17 protein-coding genes and 2 tRNA genes are annotated in these 21,260 nt (G+C 29.0%); 18 read left to right on the top strand and 1 reads right to left on the bottom strand.

The features are described from left to right. The 8 genes from VLM92_RS13930 to VLM92_RS13895 all read left to right on the top strand — a co-directional run. A partial coding sequence (locus tag VLM92_RS13930) for a ribonuclease J (RefSeq protein WP_325276933.1) occupies positions 1 to 818 on the top strand: 818 nt, incomplete at its 5' end. A gap of 439 nt (positions 819 to 1,257) precedes the next feature. Then, positions 1,258 to 2,307 carry a Fe(3+) ABC transporter substrate-binding protein gene (locus VLM92_RS13925; protein WP_325276932.1) on the top strand — a complete coding sequence of 350 codons (1,050 nt, stop codon included), beginning with the start codon at positions 1,258 to 1,260 and terminating at the stop codon, positions 2,305 to 2,307. A gap of 156 nt (positions 2,308 to 2,463) precedes the next feature. Next, positions 2,464 to 4,089, top strand: a complete 1,626-nt coding sequence (locus tag VLM92_RS13920) for an iron ABC transporter permease (protein WP_325276931.1) — start codon at positions 2,464 to 2,466, stop codon at positions 4,087 to 4,089. Between the two features lie 3 nt (positions 4,090 to 4,092). After that, positions 4,093 to 4,773: an ABC transporter ATP-binding protein gene (locus tag VLM92_RS13915; RefSeq protein WP_325276930.1), complete on the top strand. Its 681-nt coding sequence runs from the start codon at positions 4,093 to 4,095 to the stop codon at positions 4,771 to 4,773. A gap of 270 nt (positions 4,774 to 5,043) precedes the next feature. Beyond that, complete coding sequence (locus VLM92_RS13910; protein ID WP_325276929.1) at positions 5,044 to 5,232, top strand: hypothetical protein; 189 nt, start codon at positions 5,044 to 5,046, stop codon at positions 5,230 to 5,232. Between the two features lie 349 nt (positions 5,233 to 5,581). Continuing rightward, positions 5,582 to 7,090, top strand: coding sequence for a DUF1846 domain-containing protein (locus tag VLM92_RS13905; RefSeq protein ID WP_325276928.1), 1,509 nt, complete (start codon positions 5,582 to 5,584; stop codon positions 7,088 to 7,090). Between the two features lie 290 nt (positions 7,091 to 7,380). Further along, positions 7,381 to 8,484: a DNA polymerase IV gene (gene dinB, locus VLM92_RS13900; protein WP_325276927.1), complete on the top strand. Its 1,104-nt coding sequence runs from the start codon at positions 7,381 to 7,383 to the stop codon at positions 8,482 to 8,484. Between the two features lie 227 nt (positions 8,485 to 8,711). After that, the gene (locus VLM92_RS13895; protein WP_325276926.1) at positions 8,712 to 9,608 is read left to right on the top strand and encodes a cation diffusion facilitator family transporter; all 897 of its coding nucleotides are present in this window, start codon (positions 8,712 to 8,714) and stop codon (positions 9,606 to 9,608) included. An 18-nt stretch (positions 9,609 to 9,626) separates the two neighbouring features. On the opposite strand, the gene VLM92_RS13890 is transcribed toward VLM92_RS13895, so the two are convergent. Continuing rightward, a complete protein-coding gene (locus tag VLM92_RS13890) occupies positions 9,627 to 10,265 on the bottom strand; it encodes a Crp/Fnr family transcriptional regulator (protein ID WP_325276925.1) in 639 nt (212 codons plus the stop codon). 117 nt (positions 10,266 to 10,382) lie between these two features. On the opposite strand from VLM92_RS13890, the gene hcp reads away from it, so the two are divergent. The 10 genes from hcp to menE all read left to right on the top strand — a co-directional run. Beyond that, positions 10,383 to 12,101, top strand: coding sequence for a hydroxylamine reductase (gene hcp / locus VLM92_RS13885; RefSeq protein ID WP_325276924.1), 1,719 nt, complete (start codon positions 10,383 to 10,385; stop codon positions 12,099 to 12,101). Positions 12,102 to 12,269: 168 nt separating this feature from the next. After that, positions 12,270 to 12,343, top strand: a tRNA-Cys gene (locus tag VLM92_RS13880). Positions 12,344 to 12,434: 91 nt separating this feature from the next. Next, a tRNA-Thr gene (locus tag VLM92_RS13875) sits at positions 12,435 to 12,509 on the top strand. Positions 12,510 to 12,758: 249 nt separating this feature from the next. Then, positions 12,759 to 14,375: an NAD(P)/FAD-dependent oxidoreductase gene (locus tag VLM92_RS13870; protein WP_325276923.1), complete on the top strand. Its 1,617-nt coding sequence runs from the start codon at positions 12,759 to 12,761 to the stop codon at positions 14,373 to 14,375. A gap of 296 nt (positions 14,376 to 14,671) precedes the next feature. Further along, the gene (locus tag VLM92_RS13865; RefSeq protein ID WP_325276922.1) at positions 14,672 to 15,487 is read left to right on the top strand and encodes a polyprenyl synthetase family protein; all 816 of its coding nucleotides are present in this window, start codon (positions 14,672 to 14,674) and stop codon (positions 15,485 to 15,487) included. A 58-nt stretch (positions 15,488 to 15,545) separates the two neighbouring features. Further along, positions 15,546 to 16,691, top strand: coding sequence for an isochorismate synthase (locus VLM92_RS13860; protein WP_325276921.1), 1,146 nt, complete (start codon positions 15,546 to 15,548; stop codon positions 16,689 to 16,691). Positions 16,692 to 16,707: 16 nt separating this feature from the next. Then, positions 16,708 to 18,357: a 2-succinyl-5-enolpyruvyl-6-hydroxy-3-cyclohexene-1-carboxylic-acid synthase gene (gene menD, locus VLM92_RS13855; RefSeq protein ID WP_325276920.1), complete on the top strand. Its 1,650-nt coding sequence runs from the start codon at positions 16,708 to 16,710 to the stop codon at positions 18,355 to 18,357. Positions 18,358 to 18,366: 9 nt separating this feature from the next. Further along, positions 18,367 to 19,158, top strand: coding sequence for a 2-succinyl-6-hydroxy-2,4-cyclohexadiene-1-carboxylate synthase (gene menH / locus VLM92_RS13850; RefSeq protein ID WP_325276919.1), 792 nt, complete (start codon positions 18,367 to 18,369; stop codon positions 19,156 to 19,158). Positions 19,159 to 19,182: 24 nt separating this feature from the next. Further along, a complete protein-coding gene (menB, locus tag VLM92_RS13845) occupies positions 19,183 to 20,025 on the top strand; it encodes a 1,4-dihydroxy-2-naphthoyl-CoA synthase (RefSeq protein WP_325276918.1) in 843 nt (280 codons plus the stop codon). Positions 20,026 to 20,037: 12 nt separating this feature from the next. Then, the coding region (gene menE, locus VLM92_RS13840) for an o-succinylbenzoate--CoA ligase (protein WP_325276917.1) at positions 20,038 to 21,260 on the top strand (1,223 nt) is incomplete at its 3' end.

The raw sequence follows: 21,260 nt of genomic DNA, 5'->3' as shown, positions 1-21,260 counted from the left end.
ATATAAATAAGTACTGTAGTGAAGAAATAACTATAATAACAACAGGAAGCCAAGGGGAACCTATGGCCGGTCTTTCAAGAATAGCATATGGATCTCATAGAAAAATATTTATAGAGCCAGATGACTTGTTTATAATATCAGCATCACCAATACCTGGAAATGATAAATTAGTATCTAGAGTAATAAACCAATTATTTAGAAAAGGTGTAGAGGTAATATACGAGGATTTAGAAGAAATACATGTGTCAGGACATGCATATCAAGAAGAGCTAAAGTTAATTCATAGCTTAGTTAAAGCGAAATATTTTATGCCTGTACATGGTGAGTATAGACATTTAAAACATCATAGAGATTTAGCAATAAAGTTAGGTATGGAACCATCAAATGTACTTACATTAGAGACTGGACAAGTATTAGAAATATCTAATGAGGGTATAAATACATCTAAAAAAGTACATACAGGTGTTTTATTTGTAGATGGGCTAGGAGTTGGAGATGTAGGTAATATAGTCTTAAGAGATAGAAGGGATCTAGCAAAAGATGGTATGGTTACTATTGTTATAGCAATAAATAAAGAAAGTTACAGCATAGTAGCAGGACCGGATGTTATAACTAGAGGGTTTATATATGCTAGAGAAGCAGAAGATTTGATTAATAAAATAAAAGAAGTATCTAAAGATGAAATTGAGCGCTGCTTAGAAAAAGAAATTTTAGAATGGCAAATTTTAAAAACTAGTGTGAAAAAGTCAGTTGAACATCTTTTATATCATAAAACAAAAAGAAGACCAAGTGTATTTCCTATTATAATGGAAGTATAGGCAATAAAAAATAAAGCTAGATTATAATTTTAAATCTAGCTTTATTTTTTGTGAATTACATATTTAATATAAATATTAAAATTATTAATAGTACAAATTCTATGTTATTCATCCTCAAGATAATCTAAAGATTTAGTAGATACGTTAATAGATTTTTCATCTATATTAATGTCGGTTCATTGGCAATTAAAGTAGATATAAAGTATGAATTATAAGTAATAATAAAGATAAAAGATATCGGTCTTATGAAATGAATTTATAATTAATAAAGTTTTATTAGAGAAAAAATAAATAAGATACAAAGATGTTTAATTAAAAAAATAAGGGGTAAATATAAAAAGATATTGATAATTATTATCAATATGATATAATTATCAATAAGTTGATATTATCAATAACGTAATATTATCAATAAAATAAAAAGATAGGAGAGAAATCTATGAAAATAACAAAAAGAGCAAAATCATTAATCGGATTAATAACAATTTCTGCAGGAGTACTTGCTGGATGTAGCTCAAATAATAGTTCTTCACAGGAAAGTTCAAAGAAAGAGGTAGTAAATGTATACTCAGCGAGACATTATGATGTAGACAAAGAACTTTATAAAGAGTTTGAAAAAGATACAGGAATAAAAGTAAATGTAATAGAAGGAAAGGCTCCAGAATTACTTGAAAGATTAAAAAGAGAAAGTAAAGATACTCAAGCTGATGTATTTATAACTTCAGATATAGCAAATTTATACCAAGCAGTAGATTCAGACTTAACACAAAATATAGAATCTGAAATAGTTGAAAAAAATATACCACAAAACTTAAGAGGAGAAAACAACGAATGGATAGGATTAACTAAAAGAGCTAGAATAATAGCTTATGATAAAGAAAAAGTAAGTCCAGAAGAATTATCTACATATGAAGATTTAACTTCTGATAAGTGGAAAAATGAGATATTAGTAAGATCATCAGAGTCAACATATAATCAATCATTATTAGCATCTTTTATAGAATTAAATGGTGAAGATAAAGCAAAAGCATGGTCTGAAGGCATAGTAAATAATTTTGCAAGAGACCCACAAGGAAATGATAGAGATCAAGTGAAAGCTATAGCAGCAGGAGAAGGTAAATTAGCTATAGTAAACTCATACTATATAGGTAAGATGGTAAATTCAGAAGATGTAGAAGAACAGAAAGCAGTAGAAAAAGTAGGAGTATTCTTCCCAGAAAATGCTCATGTAAATGTAAGTGGTGTAGTTCTTAGCAAATACTCTAATAATAAAGAAAATGCTATTAAGTTCGTAGAATATATGACAGAAGAAAATGTTCAAAAACAATTTGCAGATGCAAATTCAGAGTATCCAGCAAATCCAAATGTAGAACCTAGTGAATTATTAAAGTCTTGGGGAGAGTTTACAGCTCAAGATATAAACTTAACAAATGTGGGTAAATACAACAAGAGAGCAGTAGAAATATTTAATGAAGTTAATTGGAAATAGACTTTAAGATTTATGTAGGAAAGGTGAAATTACAAACCTTTCCTATATAATTATTAGCATAAAATTTAAAATAAAGTTTATATAATCACATAAAAATATATAAATTTTATTTTGAATTTTAAGATTAAAATTAGTTACTAAAAGAGGGAGAGGCATATGAAAAAAATAAAAATTAATATATGGGCAGTTCTAAGCACAATTTTTATGCTTATGATATTGATTCCAAATATAGATGTAATATTACATTTATTTAAAGAACCTAATGATACATGGCATCATATAAAGAAATATTTATTAAAAGATTACATTTTAAATACATCAATTATAGCAATTTCAACAGGAAGTTTTACAATGATAATTGGGACAAGTTTAGCTTGGCTAGTTTCTGCGTATGATTTTCCAATGAGAAATTTTTTTAGATGGGCACTTATATTACCCTTAAGTATTCCTCCATATATAGCAGCATACACATATGCCGGAATGCTTAGTTATACAGGAGGAGTACAAGCTTTTCTTAGAAATAATCTAGGATTACAAGTTAGTCAAAAATACTTTGATATAATGTCTATCCCAGGAGCTGTGTTTATATTTACAATATTTTTACTACCTTATGTATATTTGGTAGTAAGATCATATTTAGAAAAACAGTCAGCATCATTAATAGAGAATGCTAGATTATTAGGAGCGAATTATATAGGAGTATTTTTAAAAGTAGTAATTCCTATATCAAGGGGAGTTATAATAGCAGGAGTAACGCTTACAATGTTAGAGGTATTAAGTGATTATGGGGTAGTATCTTACTTTGGGATACCAACATTTTCAACTGCAATATTCTCAAGTTGGTTCTCAATGAGTGATATAGATTCAGCAATAAGATTGGCTTCAATATTATTAGTTGCTATATTTATGGTAATGACTAGTGAAAAATTTTTAAGAGGTAGAAAAAAATATAGTAGTACAAATACAAAAATAAGACCTCTAACTAGAAAAAAATTAAATGAGTTTTATGGAAGTCTAGCATTTTTATATTGTTTTATAATACTTTCACTAGGATTTATAATACCAACATCTCAGCTTTTAAGTTGGTCTATTATGACTTATAAAGATATTTTAAATAGTGATTTCTTTATATTAATATATAACTCATTATCAGTTGCAATATTATCAAGTTTGCTTATAGTGGTAATGGCGGTAATAATAGCAAACTATACGAGAATAAATGATGGATTTTTATCTAAGTTATACTCAAAAATAACTCTTCTTGGATATTCAATTCCAGGAGCAGTAATAGCTATAACTATGATTCTATTCTTTGTAGATGTAGATAAAAACCTAGGGTGGTTATATAAGATATTTGATCCAAATGCACCAACATTACTTCTAAGTATGAGTATTGTAATGCTTATATTTGCATATATGATAAGATTCTTAGCCGTAGGCTTCCAATCTATAGAAGGTGGATTTGAAAAGATAGGTAATAAATTTTTTGAGGCATCTAGAACATTAGGATATGGGGTTACAAAGACGTTTTTCTTAGTAGATTTGCCAATGCTAAAGCCAGCAATTTTAAGTGGGTTTGCATTAGTATTTGTAGATATAATTAAAGAGCTTCCTTTAGCCCTTATACTAAGACCTTTTAACTTCCATACATTGGCTACTAAAGTATTCGAATATGCTAATGATGAGATGATGTTTGAGGCAGCAGTTCCGTCTTTAATAATAGTAGCTGTAAGTTTTGTAACCATATTTACATTATACAAAGTAGTAGATAAGGAGGATTAAAATATGTTTTTAAAAATTAAAAATTTACATTTTAAATATAAAAATAATAAAAATGATAATATAAAAGATTTAAATATAAGTATTAAAAAAGGTGAAGTAGTAGGCATTTTAGGAGAAAGTGGTAGTGGAAAAAGTACAATACTTAGAATTTTAGCAGGGCTTGAAATGCCGTATAAAGGAATTATTGAAATTAATGGTAAAAAAATATATGATAATAAAACATTTATAGAAGCAGAATATAGAGGAGTAGGAATGGTATTTCAAGATTACGCACTATTCCCACATATGACAGTTGCTAAAAATATAATGTTTGGTCTAAAAAAAATGAGTAAGCCAGAAAAAGAAAAGCGCATGATAGAAATGTTAGAGCTTGTAAATTTAACAGAATATAAGAACAAATATCCATATGAATTAAGCGGTGGACAACAGCAACGTATTGCAATAGCAAGAGCTATTGCACCAAAACCATCAATATTATTACTAGATGAACCTTTTAGTAACTTAGATGCTAATTTAAAATCTAAAATAAGAAAGGATTTAAAAGAAATAATTAAAGAGGCTAATATAACTTCTATATTTGTTACACATGATAAAGAAGATGCAATAGACGTTGCTAGTAAAGTGATTGTACTAGACAAAGGTGAAGTAATAAAAAATGGAGATGTTAGGGATATAATTGTATAGTAATTATATAAAGGAATACATGATGTTTGGAAGAGTCATAGAAGATAGTAGTTATGCCATAGTAGAGGGATTGATAATAATCTTCTAATTTGTAGTTGATTTTTCAATGTACTACAAATTAAAGAATGTAGAAATAATAGAATCTTTAAAATGTGTCGATTAATAAGGTAATAGGTCTTAATAATTTATTGGCAAAAACAAAAAAGTTCTCATAGTATATGTTAGGAGTGGAAAACTCCACAAATTAAAATACAACAGGGGGGCAATAAAATGCTAGACAGATTTTTTGGAGAAGGCGGATGTTTTGATGGAGGCGCTTGGTGGATAATAGTATTATTCTTCCTATTCTTAGCTTTCCAAGAGCAGTGGAGGGAAATATGTATACAAGATTGGATTCCATTTTTAATACTATTATTAATAGTTTGTGCAAGTGGAGATCTATTTGACCACTGCTGCTAATTAATAGTGATTAGTATGAATTGAAACAAAATAAAAACACTACAATTATGTTGAATTTAATATGATTGTAGTGTTTTTATTTTGTTAAGTATTTTTTAATATATAAACTTAAATAATAAATTTATATTTATTATTTAAGTTTATATAAAGTATGATATATGAGCAAAATAAACATAGTTTACAAATGAAAGCAAAATCATCTTGAAAAATTTATACCGTAAATGTATAATATAAGCTTGAAGTGAAAAATGACGAAAAAAGTAACGTTAGAGTACTAAGTAATTATTTCACTTTAAATAAATATAAATATACGGTTATCAAAAATTAAATAATTTAGTGAGGTGGCAATATGAAAATAGGATTCGACCATAAAAAGTATTTAGAGGAACAATCAAAGTACATTTTAGAAAGAGTTAATAATTTTGACAAGCTTTATTTAGAGTTTGGTGGGAAATTAATGGGAGACTTGCATGCTAAAAGAGTATTACCTGGATTTGATGAAAATGCCAAAATAAAAGTTCTTCAACATATGAAAGAAAAAGTAGAAGTAGTTATATGTGTTTATGCAGGAGATATAGAAAGAAATAAAATCAGAGGCGATTTCGGAATAACATATGACATGGAAGTTTTAAGACTTATAGATGATTTAAGAAAGTATGAACTAGATGTAAATAGTGTTGTTATAACAAGATTTGAAGGACAACCTGCAACTACAGTATTTATAAATAAATTAGAGCGTAGAGGAATAAAAGTATACAAGCATGCTCCAACAAAAGGATATCCAACTGATGTTGATACAATAGTAAGTGATGAAGGATATGGAGCAAATCCTTATATAGAAACTACTAAGCCTATAGTTGTTGTTACAGCTCCAGGACCAAATAGCGGAAAATTAGGAACTTGTTTAAGCCAGTTATATCATGAAAATAAAAGAGGAAATGCTGTTGGGTACTCTAAGTTTGAGACATTCCCAGTATGGAATGTGCCTTTAAAGCATCCTGTAAATATAGCATATGAAGCTGCTACTGTAGACTTAAAGGATGTTAATATGATAGATTCATTCCATCTTGAAAAATACGGAGAAATGGCAGTAAACTACAATAGAGATTTAGAACTATTCCCAGTTCTTAAAAAGATAATAGAAAAAATAACAGGAAAAGAATCTATATATCAATCACCAACTGATATGGGTGTTAACAGAGTTGGATACGGTATAATAGATGATGAAGTTGTTGCTGAAGCATCAAGACAAGAAATAATAAGAAGATATTTTAAAACTGCTTGTGAATACAAAAAAGGTCAAGTAGATAAAGGTGCTTATGAAAGAATAAAAATGATAATGGAAGAACTTAACTTAAAGCCTGAAGATAGAACAGTTGTTATTCCATCAAGAAACTATAGTAATAAGCTAAAAGAAACTGCTGAGAAAAATGATGTTTGTCCAGTTGTTGCATTAGAATTAACAGATGGAACTATATTAACTGGTAAAGGTTCTGATTTAATGAATTCAACTGCAGCTGCTACATTAAATGCTATAAAACATTTAGCTAAGATAGATGATGAAATTCATTTAATATCTCCAGCGATACTAGAACCAATTGTAAACTTAAAAACTAAGACATTAGGAAGTAGAACTCCTGAATTAAGTTGTGAAGAAGTTTTAACTGCACTTAGCATATGTGCTGTAACAAATCCAACTGCTCAAGTTGTACTTGATAAATTACCTTTATTAAAAGGAGCTCAAGCACATTCTACTACTATATTAAGTAAAAATGATGAACAAACATTTAGAGAACTTGGAATAGATGTTACAAGTGATCCTGAATATCCATCACAAAATCTTTATTATGCTAACTAAATTGCATATTAATTAAAAATATAGAAAATATAAGACCATATTACCTCCGAGGTAGTATGGTCTTTCTTATATAAAATTATATAATCTTAAAATAAATATAAATATACGGTTATCAAGTACCTAAAATAACTTAGTTCCTTGGAATACCTATTTTAAAGGTTTTTTCGAAAATTTGCAAGTTATTTTTTTGAAATTATGAAATAAACTTAAAATAGTATTAATTTGATATAATGATATTATGTAAAATTACTTTATGATGAAGCTAATAATAGATGAATTAGGTGATAGGAATGAACGAAATTAGGAAAATAATTCACATAGATATGGATGCTTTTTATGCATCTGTTGAACAAAGAGATAATCCAAAATTAAGAGGTAAGCCTGTAATTGTTGGAGGGGATCCTCAAAGTAGAGGAGTTGTAGCAACTTGTTCTTATGAAGCAAGAGAATATGGGATTCATTCAGCTATGCCGTCTCAGATGGCATATAAAAGATGTCCATATGCTTACTTCGTAAGACCTAGATTTGATGTATATCACCAAATATCTAATCAAATAAGAGAAATATTTTATAGATATACAGATTTAGTAGAGCCTTTATCTTTGGATGAAGCATTCTTAGATGTAACTAACAATAAAAAAAATATAAAATATGCTACAGAGATAGCAAAAATGATTAAAAAAGAAATTTTAGAAGAGGTAGGATTAACGGCATCTGCAGGAGTATCGTACAATAAATTTTTAGCAAAGCTTGCATCTGATTATAAAAAGCCAAGTGGGTTAACTGTAATAACACCAGAAAATAAACAAGAATTTCTTGATAAACTACCAATAAATAAATTTTTTGGAGTGGGAAAAGTAACGGAAAGAAACCTTAGAAATTTAGGTATAAAAAATGGTTATGATTTAAGAAATTTAGAATTGCATCAACTAGAGAATATATTTAAAAATAGAGGATATACCTTTTATCAATTTGCAAGGGGAATAGATTATAGACCAGTACAACCTCACAGAGAAAGAAAATCAGTAGGTGCAGAAACTACTTTAAATCATAATTTAAATATAGATGATGAAGACGTGGTAGATATATTGAGTGAAATATGCAAAGAGGTAGCAGATAGATTAAATTATTGTGATAAGCTAGGTAAAACAGTAACTTTAAAAATTAAGTTTTATGATTTTACACAAATAACAAGAAGTATTAGTTTAGAACATGCTATAAATAAACATGAAGAAATTAGAACAAATGTATATAATTTATTAAAAAACATTAATATAAATAAACAAATTAGATTACTAGGAGTTACATTATCAAATTTAACTGACAAAAAAGATGAATGCACAAATATAACTATATTTGAATATATAGATAATATACACAATATTAATATATAATCATAAAAACTAAATAATAGTAACTAAACAGGCGGCAGTGTATAGTTAGACGGGCTTTTATTAACAAATATAAGTAAATCCATGGGATAGTTTTGAAATTTCCCCATGGATTTTTTAGTTAAAGGACAAATGAAAGTTATTATTAAGATTAAATGGTTTTCAAGTATGATAGGATATCAGGAAGTAAATTTAAGAAATAAAGCATGGTTGTATAAGGGGGCATAAAAATGGAATATGACAATTTTAAAAAGGTAAAACAGGTTTTGTGGATAATTTTATTTGCTAATATTGGAGTTGCATTAATAAAAATTGTTATAGGAACAGCAATAAAAAGTGCTAGTATGACAGCAGATGGTTTTCATTCTATATCAGATGGAGCATCTAATATAGTTGGTTTAATAGGGATTAATATAGCGTCAAAGCCAAATGATAAAGAACATCCATATGGGCATAAAAAATTTGAGGTAGTAGCAAGTATGTTTATTGGAGGTATGTTGCTTTTTATAGCAGGAAAAATAATTTTCAATTCTATTTCAAGATTTACAAATAGTGTAGAGCCATCTATAACTACAGAAAGTTTGATAGCATTAATAATTACTCTTATAATAAATATACTGGTATGTGCTTATGAAAATAGAATAGGAAAAAAACTAAATAGCTATATACTCGTATCAGATTCAATGCATACAAGAAGTGATATATTTGTTTCTATAGGTGTTTTGTTTACATTAGTTGGAGTGAAACTAGGCTTGCCGGATATTATTGACCCTATAGCATCTTTAGTTGTTTCTGGGTTTATAATTTACTCCGCTTATGAAATATTCAAATCATCTACGGGTATTTTAGTGGATCAGGCAACTGTTGATGAAGAGAAAATAAGAGAAATTATAAGTGGTTTTAAAGATGTAAAAGGAGTTCATAACATAAGAAGTAGAGGTAGCGAAAATGATATACATGTTGATATGCATGTACTGGTTGATCCTCATAGAAATGTTGAAGAATCACATATATTGGCACATGAAATTGAAAGTATGATTAAAACTAAAATAAATCAAAGTGCACAAGTAATAGTACACATCGAACCTTATTATGATAAAGATAAAAATTACTTTGAATTAAAATAAAGGGGCATTTAGGCCCCTTTATTCCATTAAAATACTTTTCAAAGAATTTATATCTAAAATCTTAATTACATCTTTTGAGTAATCTATAAGTCCTTCATCTTTCATATTAGCAAGTTCTCTAGATAAAGATGGTCTAGGAATCCCTAATTTCTCTGAAAGTTTTTGCTTTGTCATATTAAGGTTAATAAATACGTTACCTTGGATATCGTACTCACTAATCAAATAGTTACTAACTTTTTGACGTATACTGGTCAAAGACAAACCGGTAATAGATTTATTTAGATTTATAATTTTATTAGTTAAGTTATTTAAAAACATTGCTAAAAAATCAGGATGCTTTGTACAAAAACTAATAAAATCATTTTTTGTTATAAACATTATTTTACTAGATGTAGCAGATATAACTGTAGCAGGATATGTATTAGCATCGGAAAAAGCAATTATTTCGCCGAAAAAGCCCCCTTCACTAAAAGAAGAAAGATGGATAACATTATTACTAGTTAAGATCCTTTTTATGTCGACACTTCCTTTTAAAACTAATCCAACTTTTTCACAAGGAGATCCCTCTAAAGCTATAATATCATTTTTAGAATAATTAACGACATTATAAGTAGATTCTTTAAAGAAGTTTAAAACATCATCTTTATTCATAAACATAATTCTCACCAAACTTTCTATAATATTATAAATAATGTAACGTATGTTACGGAACTATATATTATTATATCATATAATAAGTATATAAAATACACATTAAAAAATGGAGGGGTATTTATGGAAAATAAAATGTTTTGTTTTCAATGTCAAGAAACAGCAGGTTGTACAGGATGTACAAAGTTTGGAGTATGTGGAAAATCGCCAGATTTAGCAAGAATGCAAGATTTATTAATATATACAACTAAAGGATTATCAGAAGTTACTACAAGGCTTAGAGAAGAAGGAAAGTTAATATCTCATGATGTAAATCATTTAATAACAATAAACTTATTTACAACAATAACAAATGCAAACTTTGATGATGCAGTATTCTATGAAAGAGTTAAAGTGACTTTAAAGACTAAAGAAGAGTTATTAGCTACATTAGATAATAAAGATAATTTATCAGAAGCCGCTTTATGGAATGCAACTTCTAATGCAGAGATGGATGAAAAAGTTGGAGTGTTATCTAAATTAAAGAATGCAATATTAGGTGGAAAAGAGGAAGTATCAATTGATTCAATATTAGATGAAAAATCAACAAAAGTTGGCATATTATCAACTAAAGATGAAGATATAAGAAGTTTAAGAGAACTTATAATATATGGATTAAAAGGTATGTCAGCTTACATGAAGCATGCAAATGCATTAGGATATGATGATGAATCAGTAAATGCATTTATGCAAAGTGCTTTAGCAAAGACTTTAGATGATAACTTAACAATAGATGAATTAATAGGATTAACTTTAGAAACTGGAAAAGTTGGAGTAGATGGAATGGCTTTATTAGATTCTGCTAATACAGGAACTTATGGAAATCCAGAAATCACTAAAGTAAATATAGGGGTTAGAAATAACCCAGGAATATTAGTATCAGGACATGATTTAAAAGACTTAGAATTATTATTAAAGCAAACAGAAGGAACTGGAGTAGACGTATATACTCACTCTGAAATGTTACCGGCTCACTATTACCCAGCATTCAAAAAATATACTCATTTTGCAGGAAACTATGGTAATGCTTGGTGGAAACAAAAAGAAGAATTTGAAAGTTTTAACGGTCCAATATTAATGACTACGAACTGTATAGTACCACCAAAAGACAGCTATAAAGATAGATTATATACTACTGGAGCGGCTGGATTTGTTGGATGTACTCATATAGCAGGTGAGTCAGAAGATAATAAAGATTTCTCTGTTATAATAGAGCAAGCTAAGCAATGTCAACCTCCTATAGAAATAGAAACAGGAGAGATAATAGGTGGGTTTGCACATAATCAAGTATTTGCATTAGCAGATCAAGTAGTAGAAGCAGTTAAATCTGGGGCAATAAAAAAATTCTTTGTTATGGCAGGATGTGATGGAAGAGCTAAATCTAGAGATTACTATACGGATTTTGCAAAGGCATTACCAAAGGATACAGTAATACTTACAGCAGGATGCGCAAAATATAAATATAACAAGTTACAATTAGGTGATATAAATGGAATACCTAGAGTATTAGACGCAGGACAATGTAATGATTCTTATTCACTAGCATTAATAGCATTAAAACTTAAAGAAGTATTTGAATTACAAGATATAAACGAGTTACCAATAGCATTCAATATAGCATGGTATGAGCAAAAAGCTGTAATAGTACTATTATCACTATTATATCTTGGAGTTAAAAATATACACTTAGGACCAACATTGCCAGCATTTTTATCTCCAAATGTAGCTAAAGTCTTAGTTGAAAACTTTGGAATTGGTGGAATAACTAATGTTGAAGATGATTTAAAGATGTTCTTAGGATAATTAAAGATATTTAAATACAATTTAAAAATATGGAGGCTTATTTAAGTCTCCATATTTTTATTAGTTAATTAAAAAAGTCGTAATTTGACGGAAATTTTAAGTAAAAAAATTAAAACAAATAGTTGCTAAAATATACAAAAAATCATATAATTATCTTGTAGGAAATAAGGCGACATAGCCAAGTGGTAAGGCAGTGGACTGCAACTCCTTGATCCCCAGTTCGAATCTGGGTGTCGCCTCCAATAATATTCCAAGATAGCTCAACGGTGGAGTACTCGGCTGTTAACTTATAGGCTGAAGATTCGAATCCCTTCCTTGGAGTAAAATAAATATGCTGGTGTGGCTCAACGGTAGAGCAGCTGACTTGTAATCAGCAGGTTGTAGGTTCGATTCCTATCACCAGCTCCAATAAAAGTAACTTCAATCAAATTTGGTTGAAGTTATTTTTTTGATTACAAGGGGATTATATATATTATATCTTAGTATTTACACATATTATATTTTTCAGTCAACTAACTAGGGAAAGAACCGTGTAGCCTACTTCCTTTAAAAAGAACTATTTATGACAATAGTCAAAAAACGTTGTTTTATGTAGTAACAAAATATAAAATGCATATATAAGTTAAGAAAACTATTGTATTAATAGGGAGGTAGGATATGAGTAATAAAACAAGAATTGTGCTTCTTGGAGCAGGTTACGGGGGGTTATTAACAGCAAAAAAACTGGCAAATAAATTTAAAAAGGATAATCAAGTAGAGATTACCCTTATTGATAAAAACCCATACCATACAATGCGTACAGAGCTTCATGAGGTAGTAGCTGATAGAGTTTCAGAAGATTCTATACAAATTAATTTAAAGAAAATATTTGCTGGAAGAAAGGTAAACGTTGTACTTGATAAAATAAATGATATTAATTTTAATGACAAAGTATTAAAATCACAAAAAAATGAATATGAATATGATTATTTAGTAATCGGTACTGGATGCCAGCCAACTTACTTTGGGATTCCAGGGGCAGAGGAATATGCTCATAAATTATGGGACTTTGATGATGCCGTTAATCTGAAAGAACATATTCTTCATATGTTTAGAGAGGCAGTAAAAGAGCAAGATAAAGAAAAAAGAAAAAAAATGCTAACATTTGTTGTAGTAGGCGGCGGTTTTACAGGCATAGAGATGATTGGTGAATTAGCAGATTGGAAAGATAGATTATGCAAGGATTTTTATGTGGATAAGGAAGAAGTAAAATTATATGTTGCAGATGCAATGCCTAAAATTTTACCAATACTGCCTGATAATCTAATCAAAAAAGCTGAAAATCATCTTCGCAAATTAGGAGTTGAAATTATAACAGGAGCAAAAATTACAGAGGTTTCGAAGGAGTCTGTTACATTAGGAGAAAAGGGTAACATTGATACCAATACAGTAATTTGGGCAGCAGGAGTTGAAGGCTCTGAACTTGTTGGCAATATGGATATTAAACAACAAGGAAGAAAAAGAATCGTTACTAATGACAAGCTTCAAGCAATAGATTATGAAAATGTTTATGTTGTTGGTGATAACATATTCTACATTCCAGAGGGGCAAGAAAGACCTGTTCCTCAAATGGTTGAAAATGCAGAGCACTCTGCACCACTAATTGCTCATAATATATATGCTGACGTAAAGGGTAGGCAGCAAAAATCATATAAGCCAACTTTCCACGGTTGTATGGTATGTATTGGTGGAAAATATGGATTGGCTAACATTGAATTTCTAGGAAAATTTTTTGGACTATCTGGTTTCTTAGCATTATTTATGAAGCATTTTATAAATCTAGTATATTTCTTCCAAGTGGCTGGATTTAATAAATGCTGGTCTTATTTATTACATGAGTTCTGTTATGTAAAGGATAATAGAAGTTTAGTAGGGGGACATTTTGCAAATTCAACTCCAAGTTTTTGGTTGTTGCCACTTAGAATACTTGTTGGTTACAAATGGTTAGAGCAAGGACTTTATAACCAAGCAGGAATAGGAGCTACAGTTGTAGGTTTATTATTAATTGTTGGATTGTTTACTGATATTGCATCAATTGCATCAATTGCAATGGCAATTATGATTTGGGCTTTTGGTATTGAATCAGCACAAACACTTTGGTTTATAATTGGAAGTATTGCTTTAATTGGAGGATCAGGAAGTGTGTTTGGTTTAGATTATTATGTATTACCTGTTCTAAAAAAATCATGGAAAAAGATTGATGCTATTAAAAAATGGTATCTATATATTGATTAATTCCTTAAATAAATAATAAACAAGCTTGAAAAGTATGGCCCTTAGATTTGGATATCTAAGGGCCATACTTTTAATTTTATTAAATTTAATATTAAAAGTGTATATTGCCACTATTTGACACATGTTGATTTATTGTGACAATAGTCAAAATGTATTGATAGAACATACTACAATAGATAAAATTTAAATTGACAAGTAGAAATTAAAATTGATATTTAATTATCAAACAAGTTGAAGTATTAGACTTATATTAATATAGGTTTTAACATGTTTTTAATAAATATTAAAAAAGTATAATGAAAGTGTGGGATAGTAGATTGAGGCTAAAAGATATTTACAGACCAATAGACAAAAACATAAATAAAATGGAAGAAGAACTAAATATTTTAGTTCATGATGCTGGTATACCTTCGATTAGTAAGCTATTCGGATATTTTTTTAAAAATTCAGGGAAAAACCTTCGTCCTGCTTTAGTTTTTCTATCAGCAGGTGCTGTGAAAAATGAGCAAGATGATGCAAAAAATGACAATATTATACAATTAGCTTTGGCACTTGAACTTTTACACAGTGCAAGTTTAGTTCATGATGACATTATTGATGGTGACTTTACTAGACGTGGTCAAAAGACACTAAATAATGTATTTGGTAATAAAATAGCAGTACTTGTTGGAGACACGTTATTTTCTCGTTCATATTCAATAATTTCAAATTTATTTCCTATTGAATACTCACAAGTTGTAGCAGACCTTAGTTTTAAAATGTGTGTTGCTGAAATTGAGCAGGCAAAAGGAAATCTAAACCGTGAAAAATATTTTAATGTTATCGAAGGAAAGACTGCTTTATTCATGAGTGTTTGCTGCAAATTGGGAGCAGCCTTAGCAGGCGGTACAGAAAGTCAAATAAAAAGTCTAGAGAGCTTTGGACTAAATTTAGGAATGGCGTATCAAATAAAGGATGATTTTATGGATGATGATCCTAATGGTCTAAAATATGGAACTATGGATGATGCAGTAGACTTTTCATTAAAGGCAAAAGAAGCACTTGATGGATTAGATGACTCTGTATATAAGAAGAATCTATGTGAATTAATGAACTATATCATGACTGTTTAATATATAATCTAATATTTTATATTAAGTTATTTAGTTCCTCAGATTGGAGGTTCATAGTTTGAAATATAAGGAAAAAGAAATTAAGTTAGATAATCAACTTTCATTCTGGAATCATTTTAAGAATGAAGAACGTTTTTTATTTTATAATCCAATAAAAAAAGAATTCATTCTTGGAGCTAAGCGTTTAAAAACTTACTCTATGAATGAAAATTTAAATGATTGTTTATATGCATTTTCATCAATGACATTCTTTGATTCAATCAAAGACGAAAAGTGGAAAGGTTTTGGTAATGAAACTATTGGATTTGAATACTATCTAGTTGAAAAAGATGGAAAGCAGATTTTTTACTACTTAAATGATTTAGTTGAAATAGAAAATAGAGAAGTGAAAAACTATAAACACTCTTATAAATACTCAGTAGATGATTATCAAGAATGGAATGAATTATTCTCAAGTATAAATAGTGCAATATCAAGACAAGAAGTAGATAAAGTTGTTATTTCAAGAGAAGTTAAAATTGAATGCGATACTTCAGTGAATATAGAAAGTCTACTTCAGAATCTACTAGAAAAAAACAAAAGTAGCTTTGTATTTGCATATTATAAAGATGAAAAGACATTTTTAGGTGCAACACCAGAGATTTTGGTTCAAAAAGAAAACGATAACATTTTAAGTTATGCTTTAGCAGGTACTATTGAAAGAACTGATAAAAATGACGAATTACAAAAAACAATGCTGTTAAATGATCCTAAAAATCGTCATGAACATCAAATTGTTATTAATTCAATAGTTAATGGTATAAAGAAATTTACCAGTGAAATAACAGTAGATAAAACAACAATTTTAACACTTAAAAATTTACATCATTTACAGACTCCTATTTATGCAAAGGATAAAAACAGCTCATTACTAAAGTGGGTAAGACGACTACATCCTACACCTGCAATGGGGGGGAATCCTGTAAATAAATCGTTAGAATTAATTAGAAAATATGAAAAACATGAAAGAGGATTGTATGCAGCTCCAGTTGGTATAATTGATGGAAATAGTGATGGTGTTTTTGTAGCAGGAATAAGATCTGCACTTATTCAGGATAACATAGTTTATGCATACGCAGGATGTGGTATAGTAGATAAATCAATTTGTGAAACTGAATATATTGAAACAAAAAATAAATTAAAAACGATAATTGAAAGCTTATAGAGAAGTGGTGAAATTAATGACAAATTATGTTGCAGCGTTAGTTGATGAATTATATCAATTAGGTGTCCGTGAAGTTGTAATTAGTCCAGGTTCACGATCTACACCATTGTCTTTATTATTTTGTGAACATGATTTTAAAATTTTTATGAATATAGACGAGCGCTCAGCTGGTTTCTTTGCACTTGGTATTGCAAAAGAGTATGAAAGACCCGTTGTATTAATTTGTACTTCGGGTTCTGCAGTTGCAAATTATTTACCTGCAATTGTTGAAGCAAAGTATTCACGAGTACCATTAATTGTATTGACAGCTGATCGTCCACATGAATTGCGTCATGTTGGTGCACCTCAGGCAATTGATCAAAATGAAATATTTAATAAATATACAAAGTACTATGAAGAATTATCCTTGCCTGAAGAAAAAGAAAATATGTATCGCTATGTACGAGTAGTCATGCAAAAAGCATATGCAAGCGCTATGTCAAAAGGATATGGGGTAGCTCATATTAACGTACCAATTCGTGAACCTTTAATTCCAGATTTGAGTAAGTTAGACTTTACTATAGAGCGTGAGAAAAACAAATTTGAATACGTAAATGGAGAAGTACATTCATTATTTAATGATTCAATTTTAAAAGATAAAAATGGAATTATAATTTGTGGTGGAGATGCTTATTCAAATTATCATGAGGAAATGTTGGAATTAGGACAAAGATTGAAAGCACCTATACTAGCTGATCCAATTTCAAATTTAAGAAATTACTCAATAGATATCATTATTGATAATTATGATGGATTTCTAAAAAATGATAACATAAAAAAAGAATTAGAACCGGAATTTATAATTCACTTTGGGCAAGTTCCTATATCGAAACGCTTACAACAATTTTTGTCAATGCATAAAGATGTTTTATATATACAAGTTGATGAAACATTTGAATATAGAAATCCATCTCTATCTACAACAAAATATATTGTTTCATCACCAAGATTATTTGCTAAGTATATTAGTATACAAAATAGCAATACAGAATATTTATCGAAGTGGTTAAAGTATCAAAAACAAATGCGCAAACAGTTAAGTAGTGTAAAAGATGAAATGGACTTGTTTGAAGGAAAATTAATTCAAAAGATACAAAATATGTTGCCAGCAAAAAGTCGGCTAGTTGTTTCAAATAGTATGGCAATTCGTGATATGGATTACTTTTTTGAATCTAAAAATCAAGATATAAAAGTATTATGTAATAGAGGGGCAAATGGAATAGATGGTACAGTTTCAACTGCATTAGGTATATCTACATCAAATAAACCAACTGTTCTATTAACAGGAGACTTATCATTTTATCATGATTTAAATGGATTGTTAGTTGGAAAAACACACAATTTGAATTTAGTTATCATATTACTTAATAATGATGGCGGAGGAATCTTTAGATATTTACCACAAAGTAAAGAGAAAAAATTTGAATATTTATTTTTAACACCACATGGTATAGATTTTGAAGGTACAAAAACTTTATATGATTTAACATATTATGAAGTATCGGATTATAATTCATTTGAACATGCTTTTAATCAAGCACTAGATTTAGAAGGAATTAAGCTCATTGAAGTAAAAATTGATTCAGAGTTAAGTAAAGTATTACATGATAAATATACAACATTATAGGGTGATATGATGTTTATTGAAATTGAAAATATTAGATATCACCTTCAGATAAAAGGTGAAGGAAAACCAATTATTTGTTTACATGGTTTTTCTGAAAATCTAAGCACATGGAAATTCCTTGAATTACAGGGATATCAATTGATATTGATAGATTTTATAGGGCATGGAAAAAGCGACAAACCATTCTTAAGCAAATATTATAGTTTGAAAGTAATGATAAAGCATTTAAATAAACTTATACATCAATTGGGTTTAAAAAAATATTCAATATTAGGCTATTCTATGGGTGGAAGAATTGCATTAGCCTATGCACTAACTTATTCAAATGAAATTGATAAGCTGATTTTAGAAAGTGCATCTTATGGTGAATTTGAATTGATAAATCGATTAAAAAGAAGAAGTAGCGATTTAAACCTAGCCCAAAATATAAGAGAAAATGGAATAGAGTGGTTTAACGAGTATTGGTCCAATTTGAGTATTTTTAAGTCACAAAGAAAATTACCAAAATATGTTATTGATGATATAAAAAAAAGGCGTTTATTAAATGAAGCTCATGCACTTTCAAACACATTATTATGTACAGGACAAGGGATATTCCCATGTTTAAAAAATAAAGTAGTTAATTTATCTATGCCTGTATTATACATCAGCGGAGAATACGATGAAAAATACAAAAAAATAGGTGATGATTTTGAAAAATCAAGTAAAAATGTAAGGCATAAAACAATAAATGGTGTAGGTCACAATACCCATATTGAAGATCATAATGCCTTTGTTGAAGTTTTAAGTAAATTCTTATAAATAATTATTAGAAGGAGTGGAAATATGAGTAAGTTTTCTTGGGAAGAATTAAATCGTGATTATGAAGATATTATTTATGAAACATATGAAGGAATTGCAAAGATTACTATCAATCGTCCTGAAGTACGTAATGCATTTCGTCCAAAAACAATCATGGAATTAATTGATGCTTTTTCAATAGCTCGTGAAGATGAAAAAGTAGGGGTTATTGTTTTAACTGGTGCAAATCATGGACAAGGTGAGGATAAAGAAGCATTTTGTTCTGGAGGAGATCAAAAGGTACGCGGCCATGGAGGATATGTAGGAGATGATAAGATTCCACGTTTAAACGTTTTAGATTTACAGCGTTTAATTCGTGTTACTCCAAAACCAGTTATTGCCATGGTAAATGGATATGCAATTGGTGGAGGTCATGTACTTCACATAGTATGTGATTTAACAATTGCATCTGAAAATGCTAAATTTGGACAAACAGGGCCCAAAGTGGGTTCATTTGATGCTGGATATGGAGCTGGATATTTAGCTCGTATGGTTGGTCATAAAAAAGCACGTGAAATTTGGTATTTATGCCGTCAATATACTGCAAAGGAAGCACTTGATATGGGACTAGTAAACACAGTTGTTCCATTTGATAAATTAGAAGAAGAAACAGTACAATGGGCAAAAGAAATTCTGGAGCATTCTCCCACTGCACTACGTTTCTTAAAAGCATCATTCAATGCAGACACAGATGGATTAGCTGGATTGCAGCAATTAGCTGGAGATGCTACATTATTATTTTATACAACAGAGGAAGCAAAAGAAGGAAGAGATGCATTTAAAGAAAAAAGAAAGCCTGATTTTGATAAATTTCCAAAATACCCATAAAAAGGTGGTAGCATGAATTGGATTAAAAAACATAATTTGGAAAAACCAAACAAAAAGTTCATTAATAATCTAACATTTAGAGAAGTTTATGAAAATGTAATAGACATAGCTAAAAAACTATACTCATATGTAAAAAATGAGAGAAGAGTTGCCATATATTCAAATAACTCCATTGATATGGCGCTTTTCTTTTTAGCACTTCAATATTTAGAAAAAGAAGTGTTGATGATAAATACACGCCTTACAGATGAAGAAATAACAAAACAATTGAAAAAGCTAAATATTGAAGTTGTATTTTCTTATGATAACAAATTTATATCGTTTAAAGAAGTATATCAAAGTGAAAAGGAAGATATACAATTAGTTGAAGAATTTAATGAAGAAAAAATTGCTGTCATTATGAATACAAGTGCTACAACAGGTGAATTTAAGTCAGTTCCAATTAGGTGGAAACAGCTTTACTATCATGTAAAATCATCACAAAAAAGTCTGGGGGTAACTGATAAAGACAATTGGCTCGTTGTACTTCCTATGTATCATATTGGTGGATTAGCAATTCTAATAAGAAGTTTATACAATGGAACACAGATTACTGTATTAGAAAAATTTGAAGAACAGCAAGTTGTAAAATTAATTGAAAGTAGTAGAATCAATATGTTATCAATTGTACCAACTATGTTAAATAAAGTTGCTGATAAAATTGAGAAACACAATTTACGTGTGGTATTAGTAGGCGGTGAATTTGTTCCTAAAGTATTGGTTGAAAAAAGTATAATAAAAAACATTCCAATATATAAAACCTATGGAATGACAGAGACAACAAGCCAGTCTACAACTTTTTCAGTATTAGAGAATTTAGATAAAATTTATTCAGTAGGATTACCACTTGAAAAAGTAGGTATTAAGATTAAAAATCCTAATGAAAAAGGAATTGGTGAAGTTCTAATTAAAAGCCCAATGTTGATGGATGGATATATTGGAAAAGAAAATATTTCTGGTTATTTTGATACAGAAGATGTTGGTTATATTGATGAAGATGGATTTTTATATATACTTGATCGACGAAAAAATATAATTATATCTGGCGGAGAAAATATTTATCCAAAAGAAATTGAAAATATTTTATATAAGCATCCTAAAATAAATGAATGTGCAGTTGTTGGCAAGAAAGATGAAATATGGGGACAGGTTCCTGTATTGTATGTGGTTTCTTCATTAGATAAAGATGCAATACT

The sequence above is a fragment of the Romboutsia sp. genome (assembly GCF_035470145.1).
GTDB lineage: Bacteria > Bacillota > Clostridia > Peptostreptococcales > Peptostreptococcaceae > Romboutsia_D.
This window is presented reverse-complemented; position numbering and strand designations above follow the sequence as displayed.

What these genes read in the sequence shown, in the direction of transcription:
- VLM92_RS13925 (WP_325276932.1), top strand. Translation starts at nt 1,258, where the DNA reads ATGAAAATAACAAAAAGAGCAAAATCATTAATCGGATTAATAACAATT.
- VLM92_RS13920 (WP_325276931.1), top strand. Translation starts at nt 2,464, where the DNA reads ATGAAAAAAATAAAAATTAATATATGGGCAGTTCTAAGCACAATTTTT.
- VLM92_RS13915 (WP_325276930.1), top strand. Translation starts at nt 4,093, where the DNA reads ATGTTTTTAAAAATTAAAAATTTACATTTTAAATATAAAAATAATAAA.
- VLM92_RS13910 (WP_325276929.1), top strand. Translation starts at nt 5,044, where the DNA reads ATGCTAGACAGATTTTTTGGAGAAGGCGGATGTTTTGATGGAGGCGCT.
- VLM92_RS13905 (WP_325276928.1), top strand. Translation starts at nt 5,582, where the DNA reads ATGAAAATAGGATTCGACCATAAAAAGTATTTAGAGGAACAATCAAAG.
- dinB (WP_325276927.1), top strand. Translation starts at nt 7,381, where the DNA reads ATGAACGAAATTAGGAAAATAATTCACATAGATATGGATGCTTTTTAT.
- VLM92_RS13895 (WP_325276926.1), top strand. Translation starts at nt 8,712, where the DNA reads ATGGAATATGACAATTTTAAAAAGGTAAAACAGGTTTTGTGGATAATT.
- VLM92_RS13890 (WP_325276925.1), bottom strand. Translation starts at nt 10,265, where the DNA reads ATGTTTATGAATAAAGATGATGTTTTAAACTTCTTTAAAGAATCTACT.
- hcp (WP_325276924.1), top strand. Translation starts at nt 10,383, where the DNA reads ATGGAAAATAAAATGTTTTGTTTTCAATGTCAAGAAACAGCAGGTTGT.
- VLM92_RS13870 (WP_325276923.1), top strand. Translation starts at nt 12,759, where the DNA reads ATGAGTAATAAAACAAGAATTGTGCTTCTTGGAGCAGGTTACGGGGGG.
- VLM92_RS13865 (WP_325276922.1), top strand. Translation starts at nt 14,672, where the DNA reads ATGAAAGTGTGGGATAGTAGATTGAGGCTAAAAGATATTTACAGACCA.
- menD (WP_325276920.1), top strand. Translation starts at nt 16,708, where the DNA reads ATGACAAATTATGTTGCAGCGTTAGTTGATGAATTATATCAATTAGGT.
- menH (WP_325276919.1), top strand. Translation starts at nt 18,367, where the DNA reads ATGTTTATTGAAATTGAAAATATTAGATATCACCTTCAGATAAAAGGT.
- menB (WP_325276918.1), top strand. Translation starts at nt 19,183, where the DNA reads ATGAGTAAGTTTTCTTGGGAAGAATTAAATCGTGATTATGAAGATATT.